Annotated in this window: 12 protein-coding genes; 4 read left to right on the top strand and 8 right to left on the bottom strand. The window is 64.5% G+C overall.

Translation table 11 applies throughout. The features are described from left to right. The 6 genes from ACN0T5_RS19820 to ACN0T5_RS19795 all read right to left on the bottom strand — a co-directional run. Positions 1–1,493 (bottom strand): phosphatase PAP2 family protein (locus ACN0T5_RS19820; protein ID WP_417770342.1); only part of this gene is annotated, 1,493 nt, incomplete at its 3' end. A 129-nt stretch (positions 1,494–1,622) separates the two neighbouring features. Then, entirely contained in the window at positions 1,623–2,381 is a 759-nt protein-coding gene (locus ACN0T5_RS19815) for an ATP-binding protein (RefSeq protein WP_417770341.1), read from the bottom strand. Positions 2,382–2,679: 298 nt separating this feature from the next. Continuing rightward, positions 2,680–3,207: a hypothetical protein gene (locus ACN0T5_RS19810; protein WP_417770340.1), complete on the bottom strand. Its 528-nt coding sequence runs from the start codon at positions 3,205–3,207 to the stop codon at positions 2,680–2,682. Between the two features lie 89 nt (positions 3,208–3,296). Further along, positions 3,297–3,881 carry a T4SS efffector SepA family protein gene (locus tag ACN0T5_RS19805; RefSeq protein WP_417770339.1) on the bottom strand — a complete coding sequence of 195 codons (585 nt, stop codon included), beginning with the start codon at positions 3,879–3,881 and terminating at the stop codon, positions 3,297–3,299. 666 nt (positions 3,882–4,547) lie between these two features. Then, positions 4,548–5,393: an IS3 family transposase gene (locus ACN0T5_RS19800; RefSeq protein WP_417770343.1), complete on the bottom strand. Its 846-nt coding sequence runs from the start codon at positions 5,391–5,393 to the stop codon at positions 4,548–4,550. Continuing rightward, positions 5,342–5,695, bottom strand: coding sequence for a transposase (locus ACN0T5_RS19795; RefSeq protein ID WP_417770338.1), 354 nt, complete (start codon positions 5,693–5,695; stop codon positions 5,342–5,344). The genes ACN0T5_RS19800 and ACN0T5_RS19795 overlap by 52 nt, the downstream gene beginning before the upstream one ends. Positions 5,696–6,124: 429 nt before the next feature. Between ACN0T5_RS19795 and ACN0T5_RS19790 the strand changes: the two genes are divergently transcribed. The 4 genes from ACN0T5_RS19790 to ACN0T5_RS19775 all read left to right on the top strand — a co-directional run bounded on the left by ACN0T5_RS19790 (position 6,125) and on the right by ACN0T5_RS19775 (position 11,765). Further along, positions 6,125–7,945 carry a DUF3604 domain-containing protein gene (locus ACN0T5_RS19790; protein WP_417770337.1) on the top strand — a complete coding sequence of 607 codons (1,821 nt, stop codon included), beginning with the start codon at positions 6,125–6,127 and terminating at the stop codon, positions 7,943–7,945. A gap of 8 nt (positions 7,946–7,953) precedes the next feature. After that, a complete protein-coding gene (locus ACN0T5_RS19785) occupies positions 7,954–8,823 on the top strand; it encodes a peptidyl-prolyl cis-trans isomerase (RefSeq protein ID WP_417770336.1) in 870 nt (289 codons plus the stop codon). Further along, the gene (locus ACN0T5_RS19780; RefSeq protein ID WP_417770335.1) at positions 8,820–9,812 is read left to right on the top strand and encodes a HupE/UreJ family protein; all 993 of its coding nucleotides are present in this window, start codon (positions 8,820–8,822) and stop codon (positions 9,810–9,812) included. The genes ACN0T5_RS19785 and ACN0T5_RS19780 overlap by 4 nt, the downstream gene beginning before the upstream one ends. 69 nt (positions 9,813–9,881) lie before the next feature. Further along, the gene (locus ACN0T5_RS19775) at positions 9,882–11,765 is read left to right on the top strand and encodes a DUF3604 domain-containing protein (RefSeq protein ID WP_417770334.1); all 1,884 of its coding nucleotides are present in this window, start codon (positions 9,882–9,884) and stop codon (positions 11,763–11,765) included. A gap of 472 nt (positions 11,766–12,237) precedes the next feature. On the opposite strand, the gene ACN0T5_RS19770 is transcribed toward ACN0T5_RS19775, so the two are convergent. Both ACN0T5_RS19770 and ACN0T5_RS19765 read right to left on the bottom strand, forming a co-directional pair. Beyond that, the gene (locus tag ACN0T5_RS19770; RefSeq protein WP_116599949.1) at positions 12,238–12,705 is read right to left on the bottom strand and encodes a DUF411 domain-containing protein; all 468 of its coding nucleotides are present in this window, start codon (positions 12,703–12,705) and stop codon (positions 12,238–12,240) included. 13 nt (positions 12,706–12,718) lie between these two features. Beyond that, on the bottom strand, positions 12,719–12,967 hold a 249-nt coding region (locus ACN0T5_RS19765; RefSeq protein WP_417770333.1), incomplete at its 5' end, for a hypothetical protein.

The following is a 12,967-nucleotide window of genomic DNA, read 5'->3' as shown; positions in this document are numbered from 1 at the left end:
CGCCACGCGATCTCGTCGACCGAAACCCCGGTGGACACGACGCTCACTGGCGGCAGCGTCTCGCCCGACAGCGTCACCACGTCGAGCGGGAACGCATCGCCGGTGATGGCGTCGGGCAGGTTGTCGAACACGGTCACTGCGCTTGGGACCCTTGGCGCCACTGTCGGATTGTCGTGGATCGCGATGACCAGCGCCGCCGCGCAACAGGCGCATGCGGCGGAAAGGCTCAGCGCGGGGCGGCGCCTGCCCGGATCGCGGGACCTCCGCCGGGCCATTTCGCTCACGGCAAAGCCGATCACCATCCAGATCGCACCGACCACCCAGCCGTTCAGAACGTCCGACAGGAAGTGCTCGACGAGATAGATCCGCGTGAGCCCCAGCGCAGCCGCCATTGTCACCCCCGCCGTGATGGCGAGGGTCGGGCCGATGAGTTTTTCGCGCCAGAGCATCATGGCCAGCGTGCCGTAGAGCGCCACCGAAATCGCCGCATGCCCCGAGGGGAAACTGTTCGAGCTTTCGAGGAAATACGCCAGCGAGGGGCGCGCCCGGCCGAAGGCGATCTTCAGCAGCGTTACCGTCAGCGCGTTGCCCGCGACGGCGGCGGCGAGCCCGAGGGCGGCGGCCCTGCCTCCCCAGAAGGCAAGCCCGAGCACCGCGCCGAGCGCGACCAGCGCCGCGACCAGCGCCGCGACCGGCACATGCCCCGCCTGCGTCACCCAGGCTGCCAGAGACAGCCCGCCGGGGGTCCAGAAGGCATGCGCGAGATTGGCGATGCGCTGGTCAAGCGCGTCTGTGCCCGGCACGAAGGCAAGGTCGAAGGCGCCGTCGATGAACAGGGCGCAGAGATAGAGCAGCAGGGCGGCCAGCGCCGTGGTCAGCAGGCCGCGCTCCGGGTCGAGGCGCCGCGCGATGACCGTCGCGGCGCGCGGGTGGCAGGCGGTGAAGCGCAGAAGCGGCGGCCAGGTTTCCAGTCGCCCGCGGATCGCGCGGCCCCAGACCCGCAGCGCCGGAAGGCCGCGGCGCAGGTGGTGGGAGAAGGCCCAAGTCACCAGCGCGAGGACCGCCACCAGAGCCAGCGGCAAGAGAAGGCGCGGAAGGTAGGGTCCGAGGCGGGCCATGATGTCGCCCGCGGCGTAACCGATGGTGACATGGCCCAAGGCGTAGGCGAAGCCGCTCGCGATGTTCCAGGCATGGAACCGTTTGCGCTCCATGCCGCTCAGGGCGGCGGCGAGCGGCACGAAACCGGCGGCCGGGCCGAAGAATCGGCCGATCACCAATGCCAGCCCGCCGCGGCTGCGGATGAGCTCCTGCGCCCGGCGGAATGCGGCTGATTGGGGTAGCCGCACCCGGTCGCCCAGCCCGCGGCCGCTGTGCCAGCTCAGCTCGCCGCCAAGGATGGCACCGATGCCGACGAACCACGCAAGGTCGATAAAGTCCATATGCCCGAGCCGCACCAGGGCGCCGCCCGCGTCGACCACCAGTGTGCCCGGCACGATAACCGAGGTGCCCGAGGATCGTTTCTGCTGCGCTTTCGAGGCTCTTCTTCTTTTCCTCAAGCCAGTTTCGCGCTTCGGAGATTGAGTTCTTGCTCTGATCCTTCCTCTTCTGCTCGTGCGGTGCGACTACGCTCGCCGGATCGCCAAGGTCCGGCTGTGTGGCCCACGCATCATGGATCGCCTGCCGTTTGCGCTCAAACTCCCCAAGCGTACTTGCGTCGTTTCCAGTGTTTTTCGTTCATCCGCCCTGAGCCGCTTAACCACTCGCGCGGACCTGCGTCCCAAGTCCTCCAGCGGCTTGAGACCGGTCAATTGGGCAACTGCCTGCGCAAACGTCGTCTTCTCGTCCAAGCGCATATGCGCGGCAATTCCAGGCATCAGCGTTCCTGCCTCGATCGCAACTTCTGGAAGCCCGAGATCTTCGAGGCCGGTCTCGGACATGCTGATCCTGCCGCGTTCGCTCACACGCAACGCCCGCCGCACGACGCATATGTCGTCCGATCCTTCAGCGTGAAACGTCAGTTGCGCCCAAGTGTCGATCCTCGGCCTCTCACCAAGCGCTTCGAGCTCGCCGAACGACGGGATCGGGACGATCGGCGGAAGCGCAAAGCCCGACTCGTGGCCCCTTGTCTCATCTTCACCGTCGCCTGCCGTCCGGTACACCTCCATGGGTTCATGGACATCGTCGGGCATATGCTGGGAGCGCAACGCTTTGCCTGTCAGGCACCAAATGATCACATTTTGCAGCGCAGTTTTGCCGGCGCCGTTGAAGCCGCTGATCAAGCTTACGTCGCGCTCGATGTCGAGCGAGAAATCCTCGGGGTCTTCGCCCTGCGCGCCGCAATGCCTGTGCAGCCCGGCAATCCGGTGCGCTTCAGTTTCCACAACCGTCTCGGCGTGGTTGTCGCGCCATTCATCTCTGGAGCAGGGACCTCCTCCGCAAGGGCCTTCAGTATGTCCTCGATCTCGGGCGCTTGGACCGGCTTCGCACGAGGCCACAGGTCACGGTGGCGGGCATAGTAGGAGAGAACCCGTCGAGTATCGTCGTTAGTAAGAAAAAACGGCTCCCCGTCGGCCAGGAGGGCCACCGGCTGTCCTGCCAACAGCGCGGTTAGCAGTTCTTCGATTCCGCAATCCACGAGACTGACCGGCCGGGGATCGGCTCCTGCGCTGCCCGTTTCCATTACTTTCCTCCGCCCTGGGCAATGTCCTGAAACTTCGCCAGCGCCTCTTCAAGGTCGGCACATCCTGACTGCCGCAGGATTTCCGATTCGCAGTCCGGCGAGAGTGCGGTTTCGATCCCGTTCGCCTTCGCCGATATAAGGTAGTTGATGCCGTCTTGTCCGGGGGCGGCTTTGCCGACACTTTCAATCGCAAGAATTGCCAGCGTCTCTGCGGTCAGCGGCTCAATATTGGCAGCGATGTCCGTGAAGAGCACAACCTTCACACCGCCGAAGTTTTCGACCCGCCTCACAACCACGGTGTTCGGGCCGATCTTTTCCGGTGGAACATAGGCGAGGCCGCTGCCGACCTTCCGGGTTTCGCGGCGCCACAGGCGGTTCGCCGCTTCGGCCTCCGACACATCAAGAACGAATATCCGGCCTTGGACGGCGCTTCCGCCAGCCGGCACCGGGACCAGCGTGGGCGCGCTGCCGCGGCTTCCGCTCTTGCGTGCGAATTCGATGCTGAAGGGCGTGAGGACATTTGCCACCGTATGAGTAGTGGCGCCGGCTATTTCCTCACCCGGTTCATCGAGCAGCGAACCCTATGCCAGTATACCGACAGAGTGACTTGCAGCGCTCATGCCGCGGACTGCTTTTTGCGAGTGGACTGGGCGCGAGGCGAAATCCGAATTCGTCCCAGCTCGCCAGGATGGGCGGCGTTTTCCTTGTGCCGCCACATGAAGCCGATCTCGAGGCTCGTGCCGAGCGCCTGCGCCGCGGTCACAACGGCCCGGCACGCGCCGTTTGCATCCTGTCCCTGCACGGAAACATCGATCTCTGGCAGGTGACCGTAGCCTTCGTCTTCCTTGCGGCCCTTGACCATGTTGACCGGGCAGATCCGCTGAAGCTCATCGAAGCTGCCGACGCGCTGCATTGCGCGCCGCAGCATTTCGTCGAGCAGCGAGTTCCAGTTCGGCTTTGTCAGCGGCTCCCCGTCGATTGTCGCGTCGAGCAGCTTGGTGTGGGTCAGGCGGGGCAGAGCCCGCGTGTCGATCTCCCGTTCAGGCGATCCGCCGACGCTTGCGTGTGGTGTCGCTCGTCCCGTTTGCTGTTCCAGGGCGTCGAGCGCCCGCAGGATCACCGATTCCGGCGTATCGACAAGCGGCTGTGCGTGGCTCTGGAGGCGCTCGAACGCGCTCCGGCTAAGGACAATATCAGGCATCGCCCCTCCTATAACAAAATACGGAAATATGAGAATACAAAAGAATATGGCGTTGTCAAGTTTGACTGGCAGGTTGAGCGCGCCTCCTTGCGCCGTTAGCTTCGGGCGACATATCTGTCGTGAACGAAACCGGCTGAAGCGGTCTAACTTAGGGGGCCTTCCATCCCTCGCGCGGATCAGGTGGTGAGGCATAACTGCCTCGTGCCGATCACGCCGGTCATCCCGCATGCACCAAGGGAGATCATGACGGGTCAGCGGAGATTAACTCTGAAAACGTCGGCGTCTGCCGTGCAAAGTTCAGTACAGTCAGCCGCGCGGCTGGCCAAAGCTCACGGCAACGGAAAAGGCAACAGCAGCGGCCGGGTGAGTGCCTGGTAGCCCCGACCGCGACGGGATGCGACGCATCCTGCTGCGTGTGCGAAGGCGGCTCACCGCGCGGCGGTGAGACAGGGCTATTGGCCGAACTGCGGCAGCGCGGCGTGATGTCCTAATTCGCCCTCCGTTGAATGGCGGTTTCGACCCCGACGCAGGAACGGTTCGTAGCTACGGCGGACTTCCGGTCTCCGTCCTTGCGGCACCGTTTTACCCATTCCAGCCTCGGACTGATTCCAATCATAGGCCATGGACCTCATTGTGTCTGGAATGCGCCCCTGCAGATGGACATTCTCAGGCGGCGGTTTTGACCATGGCGCGGGCGTGGCGATCTTCGAACTGTGCAGGGCTGAGATAGCCCAAGGCTGAATGCAGGCGGCGGTTGTTGTAGGCCTCGATGAACCGGGGCAGGCCGGTGGCGACGTCGTCGAACGACTCATACTCCATAAGGTAAGCGTCCTCCACCTTCAGTGTCTTCATGAAGCTCTCGGCCTTTGCGTAGTCGTACGGGTTGCCGTGGCGGCTCATAGATCCGAAGAAGCCCTGTTCGGCAAGAATGCCTCGATGCAGCTCCGACGCGTACTGGGATCCGCGGTCCGTGTGGAACACGCAGCCGGCCAAGGGACGCCGCTCCGCGATCGCGCTGCGGAGCGCCCTCGCCGCCAGGCGGGCGTCGATGCTGCGGCCGATGGCACAGCCGACAACACGGCGCGACCACGCGTCCAAGATCAGCGCGGCGTAAACGAAGCCTCCGGCGGTGGTGATGTAAGTCAGGTCAGCTACCCCAAGCTGGTCCGGACCGTAAACCTCGAATTCCTTGGCAATGAAAGGAAAGATCGGGCCGCCATGGTCGCTGTCTGTTGTGCGGGTGGTGCGCCGCCTCCGCCGCGGGTTCAGGCCGTTCTCTCTCATCAGCCGCCGGACCTTTTTCGAATTCACGACCATGCCCCGATGCCGGAGCTCGGCATCGACCCGGCGGTAGCCATAGCCCTCGAACTCGTCGGTAATCGCCCGGATTTCCTCAATGATGACGGCGTCTCCGGGCCTCTGGCCGGGATCGGCATAGAAGCTGGACCTCGCGACGTCCATCAGCTCGCATCCCCGCCGGATCGAGAGCCCCCGAGGTCGGCAGTCCCGGATGTAGGCTCGTTTCTCGGCAAGCGTCCGGAGCGTTGAGCCCCCTTTAGAAACTCGATCTCGAGCGCCTGGCGCCCGGCAAGCCGCTCCAGCGCAACGATCCGGGCTTCGTATTCGGCCATCAGCTCGGCCGCCGCCACGTCTTCGTCGAGCGCGCCTGCTTCCGCTTTTTCGATCCAGACCCGGATCAGGTTGCGCGACAGGTCGTGGCGGCGGCCGAGCGCGTGAAGCGTCTCGCCGCCCTGAAACTCGGCGACGATCTGGCGCTTGAATTCGGTACTATGGCTTCGGTGGCGTCTGGGCATAGGCTTTCTTCCTCTGAAAGCCCGCAGGAGGTCAATTCAACCGGCCAACTTGGTCCATCCGCAGGGGCGCACTCCAGGTCCATAGCGCCCGGCGAGATCAAGACGTCGAGCCAGCCGGAGATCAGCCCGAAGAGCCCGCCGTCTTCGCCACCGAGGTGCATGGCGCTCTCGCCCCGGTCCAGCTCCATCACCACGCAGGCGTCCAGCACGGCCGCGCGGAGCGCCTCGGGCTGACGGTAGAGCCATCCCCGTCCCTCAAGCTTGCGCCTGTCCTCTGCAGTTAGGTCAATATGTTTCGAAATGCCCATGCGTGGGCAGTGTTATTCCATTGGGCTGGATAGTCTACTCCCGCTATGCGTGACCACTTTGCGTGCTAAGCTGTCGATATTACCAACCTTCGGATTCCTTACGGAACGAGGACATTTGATCATGAAACGACCCAATTTCCTGCCCCTGATAGGCATTGGCGCCCTGCTTGCCACGACCGCCACTGGCGCGCTGGCCCAGGCCACCGAGGCCAACGCCCCGACCAATCCGCTCAAGGAGGCCTACTTCGGCGAGCAGCACGTCCACACAGGCGTTTCGATGGACGCCTTCATCGGCGGCAACCGGCTGACGCCGGACGATGCCTACCGCTTCGCCAAGGGCGAGGAGATCATGGTCAACGGCAGCCTGCACAAGATCAAGCGCCCGCTCGATTTCGTCGCCGTCACCGACCACTCGGAATTCATGGGCGAGGCCTACAGCCTCATGACCGAGGGTGCCCCCGGTTATGATGACGAGATCGCTGTCGCCTTCCGCACCGCGCCGGATCTCGAGACCGCGCTGGGGCTCTATGGCAAGTACGTGCTGACCCCGCTGGCCGGGGGCGGCGATCCGCACCCGCCCTTCTTCCAGGGCGAGGAGGCGATCAAGACGACGTGGCAGAAGAATGTCGAGGCGACCGAGAAGCACTACCAGCCGGGCACCTTTACCACCATCCATGCCTATGAGTGGACCTCGGCGCCGGGCGGATCGAACCAGCACCGCAACGTCTTCTTCCGCGATGCGAACGTGCCAGACATGCCGTTTTCCTCGAACGAGGGCGGTGACCCAGAACAGCTCTGGGCTTGGATGCAGACGCAGCGCGACGACGGCAAGAAGGTCTTCGCGATCCCGCACAACTCGAATGAATCCAAGGGGCTGCTCTTCGCCGAGGCGAGCCTGACCGGAGTGCCGATCGGCAAGGACTATGCCGAGATCCGCGCCTCGATGGAGCCGCTGATCGAAATGATGCAGGTGAAAGGCAACTCCGAGGTGGTGCCGAATTTCTGGCCCGACGACGAGTTCGCCGATTTCGAGAACGCCGTGTCGATCCAGCGCTTCAGCGGCCGTGGCTTTGTGAAGGAGAACTTCGTGCGCTACGGGCTTGGGCGCGGCATCAAGTATAATGCCGACCTCGGGGTGAACCCGTTCAAATACGGCTTCGTCGGCGGCACCGACAGTCACAACGGCACCCCAAGCAACGTCGAGGAAGACAACTTCATGGTCGGCAGCCATGGCTATGCCGACCAGACCGCCGAGATCCGCTCGACCTCGGTGCTCGAGGGCGAGATGCAAATCTCCGACGTGAACCCTGGCGCGCTGACAGCGGTCTGGGCGGAGTCCAACACCCGTGGCGCGATCTGGGACTCGATGATGGCCAAGGAGACCTTTGCCACCTCGGGCCCTCGGATGAAGGTGCGCGTCTTCGCGGGGCAGGGCTTTGCCGACAGCTACGACAGCTATGACGCCATGGTGACCGACGGCTACGCCAAGGGCGTGCCCATGGGCGGCGATTACACCGGCACCGAGGCACCGCAGTTCCTCGTCTGGGCGATGAAGGACCCGATCGGGCCGAACCTCGACCGCATCCAGATCATCAAGGGCTGGTACGAGAAGGGCGAGATGAAGGACACCATCTACGACGTCGCGGCCTCCGGTGACCGCCTGCAGGCGGATGGCAGCGTCACGCCGATTGACGCGCCGATAGACATGGCCACTGGCAATTTCAACGCCGAGAAGGGTGACCCCGAGTTGATGACGGTCTGGACCGATCCCGACTGGAACCCCGATGTCGAGGCCTTCTACTACGCCCGCGTGCTGCAGCTGCCGACCGCACGCTGGACGCTCTACGACGAGCTGCGCGAGGGGGTGAGCTACCCCGAGGACGTCAAGCGCGAGCTGGTCGAGCGCGCCTGGGCCTCGCCGATCTGGCACGAGGTCAACTGAGCCGCGCCATGCTGAAGTCGATCCTCAGGGAGCCGCTCGTCCATTTCCTCGTCCTTGGCGGGCTGCTCTTCGCGACATGGAACTGGCTGGCCCCGCAGGAGAGCGCGGGGCCGCAGGCCGAGGTCATCACCCTCGACCAGGCCCGGCTCGATCATCTGCAGACGCTCTGGACTGCGCAGTGGAAACGCGATCCCGCGCCGCAGGACATGAAGGCGATCATCGACCGCCACCTGCGGCAGGAGGTCTTCTACCGCGAGGCGCTGCGTATGGGTCTCGACAAGGATGACGACATCATCCGCACCCGGCTGGCGCAGAAGATGGAGGCGGTGTCGAGCGATTTGAGCCTGCTCATGCAGCCCCCCGCCGAGGAACAGCTGCGCGCCTTCCACGCCGCGCGCCCTGATCTTTTCACCCTGCCGCAGGCCTACGCCTTCCGGCAGGTGCTCTACCTGCCCGCCGAGGCCGGGGACGAGGTGCTTGAGACCACGCTCGCATCGCTGCAGGGGGGCGGAGAGGTCCCGCCCGGCCAGCGCGGCAAGCTGGCGGTGCCGACGGACTGGGCGCTGACCCCGGCGCAGGCGCTGGAGAATTCCTTCGGCGGCGGCTTCGCGGAATCGCTCTCGGAGCTGCCGGCCGGGACATGGTCCGGGCCGGTCCGCTCGGGGCTGGGGCTGCACCTCGTGTTGGTCACGCAAAACCAGCCCGAGCACCTCGCCCCCTTCGAGGAGGTCCGCGACTTCGTCGCCCGGCAGTACGAGTATTACACCGTGCTGGATGCGCAGGAGCAGATGTTCCGAGAACTTCTGAACCGTTACGAGGTCCGCTTCGAAGCCGAGGGCGTGCCTGAGGCGGTACGGCAGGAGTATGCCCGGCCATGATGCTGCGCCTGCTCTCCGCGCTCCTTCTTTGCCTCTGCGCACTGGCCCCCGCGGCGCGTGCGCATGAAATCCGCCCCGCCTTCCTGCAGATCGACGAGGTCGCGCCCCAGCGCTACGAGCTGCTGTGGAAGGTGCCGACCCGCGACGGCATGGTGCAGAACATCCGTCCGAGCTTCGATCCGGACCTGACCCTGACCTCGGTGCCGGGCGAGACCCTCGTCGAGGGCTTCGTGCTCTTCCGCTACGGCCTCACCGGCGGGACGGGGCTGCCCGGCACCCTACTGCGCATCGACGGGCTTGGCCGCACCACCATCGACACGCTGGTCAATGTCTCGCTGCTGGACGGCACGCATCACAGCTTCCTGCTGCGCCCGCGCGAGCCCGCCGTGACCATCCCGGAGGCGCCCTCGGCCTGGGCCGTGGTGCAGACCTACACGCGGCTTGGCGTGCAGCACATCCTCGAGGGGGTCGATCACCTGGCGTTTGTCGCGGCACTGATGCTGATCGTGCGCGGCTGGCCGATGCTGCTGAAGACCGTCACCGCCTTCACCGTTGCCCATTCGATCACGCTGGCGCTGGCCACCTTCGGCTACGTCTCGCTGCCGCCACCCCCGGTTGAGACGCTGATCGCGCTCAGCATCCTTCTGGTCGCCGTCGAGGCCATCCACCTGCGCCGTGGCCGCTCCAGCCTCGCGACCCGGTGGCCCTGGATCGTCGCCTTTGCCTTCGGCCTACTGCACGGCGTCGGCTTCGCCGGGGCGCTGGTCGAGATCGGACTGCCGCAAACCGACATCCCGCTGGCGCTGCTCTTCTTCAATGTCGGAGTGGAACTGGGCCAGCTTGCCTTCATCGGTGTGCTGCTGGCACTGGTCGCGCTGCTGCGCCGCCTCGTCGCCCTGCCGCGCGCCACTCCGGTCGCTGCTGCCTACGGCATAGGGACCATCGCGACATTCTGGGTGTTCGAGCGGCTGGACGGGATGTTCTTCTGAAGCGGCATCGATAGGAGAGGCCACTGCATCGAGCGAAAGAGATCATAATTTTCAAGGAGGGCTTTCATCATGCGACATACCCTTGGCACACTTTCTATTTTAGCCACCATTGCGACCCCCGCCGCAGCGCAGGACGTCCACGTTCCGAAAAGCGATTACGCGGCACCTGAAGCCAGCTACTCGCCCTATGTCGATGACCACTACCCGCAGGACGCTTATTTCGGCGACACCCACCTGCACACTTCGTGGTCAGCGGATGCAGGGCTGGCGGGTGCCACGCTGGGGCCAGAGTCGGCCTACCGCGTTGCGCGCGGAGAGGAGATCGAGAGCCAGACTGGCCAGAGATTCAAGCTGATCCGACCGCTCGACTTCGTCGCCGTCGCCGACCATGCCGAGAACATCGGCATCGCCGACTACCTGATGCGTGGCGATCCCCTGGCGCTCGGTACCGAGGCCGGCAAGCGCTGGCACGAGTACTTCCAAGCCGGCACTGGCATAGATGCGGCCTATGAATGGAGCGCGGCAAACGCCAAGGGCGAGGACCCGATCGACAACCCCGAGATTGACTCCCGCGTCTGGGACCAGGTGATCGACAATGCCGAACGCTTCTACGAGCCCGGCGTCTTCACAACGTTTATCGGCTACGAGTGGACCTCGGGTCCGGGCAGCAACAACCTGCACCGCAATATCATCTTCCGCGACAATGCCGACAGGACCCGCCGGGTGGGGCCCTTCTCGGCGCTCGACAGCGACAACCCCGAGGACCTCTGGGAGTACCTCGCGGCGTATGAGGAGACGACCGGCGGCCGAGTGCTTGCCATCCCGCATAACGGCAACCTGTCGAACGGCATGATGTTCATGCTTGAAACCTTCGACGGAGAACCCTTCGATACCGCTTATGCCGAGACCCGCCAGCGCTTTGAGCGCGTGGTGGAGGTCACCCAGCCCAAGGGTACCGGCGAGGCGCACCCGCTGCTGTCGCCGGACGACGCCTTTGCCGATTTCGAGATCATGGACTCCTCCAATCTCACCGGCACCGTGCCGAAAGAACCCGGGATGCTGAAAACAGAGTATGCCCGCGAGGCATTGAAGCTTGGCCTCGAGGAAGAGGCCCGGCTCGGCACCAACCCGTTCAAGTTCGGCATGATCGGTTCGACCGACAGCCACAACGCCATCCCCTCGACCCGTGAGGAAAACTGGTTTGGCAAGATCTACTTCGTCGAGCCCTCTGAGCACCGCAAGGATGGCATCTTCATCGAGAGTGCGGTCGATCCCCGGTATTCAATCTATGACATCGACCTCGGGGCCTCCGGCCTCGCCGCCGCCTGGGCAACCGAGAACACCCGAGAGGCCATCTGGGACGCCTTCGCCCGGCGCGAGGTGTTTGCCACGACGGGCACGCGCCTGAGGGTACGGGTCTTCGCGGGATGGGATTTCGAGGAGCCCGAAGTGCAACGCCCGGACTTCGCCGCGCAGGGCTATGCCCGTGGCGTGCCCATGGGAGGTGATCTGCGTCCGGGCCCTGAGGGCGCCGCTCCGAAATTCATGGTGCGGGCGCTGCGTGATCCGGACGGCGCAAACCTCGACCTGGTGCAGATCATCAAGGGCTGGCTTGACGCCGAGGGCAACACCCAGGAGAAAATCTGGGATATCGCCTGCGGCGGACGCGAGGTCGTCGGCGAGGCCTGCGAAAGCGAGGTGGGCAGCACCGTCGACATTCCCGATGCGAGCTACACCAATGACATCGGCCAGGCCGTTCTGGGCGCGTACTGGGAGGACCCGGAGTTCGATCCGGCGCGAAAGGCCTTCTACTACATCCGGGTCATCGAGATCCCGACACCGCGCTGGACCGCCTATGACGCAAAATACTTCGGGATCGAAATGCCCGATGACGCACCGACGGCGGTTCAGGACCGGGCTTACTCTTCGCCGATCTGGTACACACCGGGGTGATTGATGGGTCGGCTTCGGTAGGATGAAGCCGGCACTGTCGGCAGCCTTCCGAAAGCGTTGAGTGGCCAGGAGCAGTGGGTATTCCTGTCGATCCGTTTCGCGGCGGATATGGTTTCGTGAATCCTTTCTCACACCCCGGGGCTCGCTGGTACTTGTCGCCCCCAAGAAATCATGGTTCCGCGGCTTCAAAAGCTTCACTGTTTGAATGTCGCATTCGGGCTCGGAGCGGACTTCGGCCGCGCAGCGGGTCGTGCGCCCGGCAGGCAGCGGCAGCCGTCGCTCCCGGCTCGAAGCCGACCTAGGCCAGGATCACTGTTGCCGCAGCGCGGCTTCTCAATACCGGACCTTCATGGCACCGTGCAGCATCATCCAAGGCCCCGAGGTCCGCTGAGTGGACCTACCTGACTTTCGCTGCGACCGCGCGGTGTGAGATTTGTGCAGTAGCCTCACGGCGATCCTGAGATCGGTGCCGTCAGGCAGCCTCGTAGCTGGAGAAGACCTTCGTCCCGCCATCTCCGAGGATCAGGAACACGTCGTAGGCTTCCCGCTCATGCTCTGGCCCCATGCCCGGTGATCCATAAGGCATGCCGGGCACGGCGAGACCGACGGCATCGGGGCGCTCGGAGAGGAGCCGTCGGATGTCGGCCGTCGGCACATGCCCCTCGATCATGTAGCCCTCGACCTCGCCGGTGTGACAGGAGGTCATCTTCTGGGGGATGCCGTTCTCGAGCTTGTACCGGATCAGGAGCGTGCCGTAGCTGCGCTCGGTGGTGACGGTGAAGCCGTCCTCCTTCAGGAGCTCGATCCAAGCGGTGCAGCAGCCGCAATTGGGATCTTTCAGGACGTGGATTGCCGGAGAGCTTTGGGACAGACCGGCGGTCGGCCCTGTCGCGGCGAAGCACGCGGCGGAAGCCATCATGGCGCGGCGGGTGAGGATCATCGGTGTCTCCCTTTCAGGTCGTTGCGGTTGCGTGATCGGGGCGTGTCTCAGCGGTCAGACCGACGTGCCCCGCAGGTTCAGGCGTGCGGGTGGGACGGAAGAACAGCAGCCGCAGGGCGTTCATCGTCACCAGCACGGTGGCACCGGTATCCGCGAGGATTGCGATCCAAAGGCCGGTGATCCCGAGCACGGTAGTCACGAGGAATATCGCCTTGAGGCCGAGCGCAATCGCGATGTTCTGGCGGATGTTCGACATGGTCGC

Origin of the sequence: Stappia sp. (genome assembly GCF_048261845.1) — a bacterium.
Taxonomy (GTDB): domain Bacteria; phylum Pseudomonadota; class Alphaproteobacteria; order Rhizobiales; family Stappiaceae; genus Stappia.
This window is presented reverse-complemented; position numbering and strand designations above follow the sequence as displayed.

What these genes read in the sequence shown, in the direction of transcription:
- ACN0T5_RS19795 (WP_417770338.1), bottom strand. Translation starts at nt 5,695, where the DNA reads ATGCCCAGACGCCACCGAAGCCATAGTACCGAATTCAAGCGCCAGATC.
- ACN0T5_RS19805 (WP_417770339.1), bottom strand. Translation starts at nt 3,881, where the DNA reads ATGCCTGATATTGTCCTTAGCCGGAGCGCGTTCGAGCGCCTCCAGAGC.
- ACN0T5_RS19785 (WP_417770336.1), top strand. Translation starts at nt 7,954, where the DNA reads ATGCTGAAGTCGATCCTCAGGGAGCCGCTCGTCCATTTCCTCGTCCTT.
- ACN0T5_RS19770 (WP_116599949.1), bottom strand. Translation starts at nt 12,705, where the DNA reads ATGATCCTCACCCGCCGCGCCATGATGGCTTCCGCCGCGTGCTTCGCC.
- ACN0T5_RS19775 (WP_417770334.1), top strand. Translation starts at nt 9,882, where the DNA reads ATGCGACATACCCTTGGCACACTTTCTATTTTAGCCACCATTGCGACC.
- ACN0T5_RS19780 (WP_417770335.1), top strand. Translation starts at nt 8,820, where the DNA reads ATGATGCTGCGCCTGCTCTCCGCGCTCCTTCTTTGCCTCTGCGCACTG.
- ACN0T5_RS19790 (WP_417770337.1), top strand. Translation starts at nt 6,125, where the DNA reads ATGAAACGACCCAATTTCCTGCCCCTGATAGGCATTGGCGCCCTGCTT.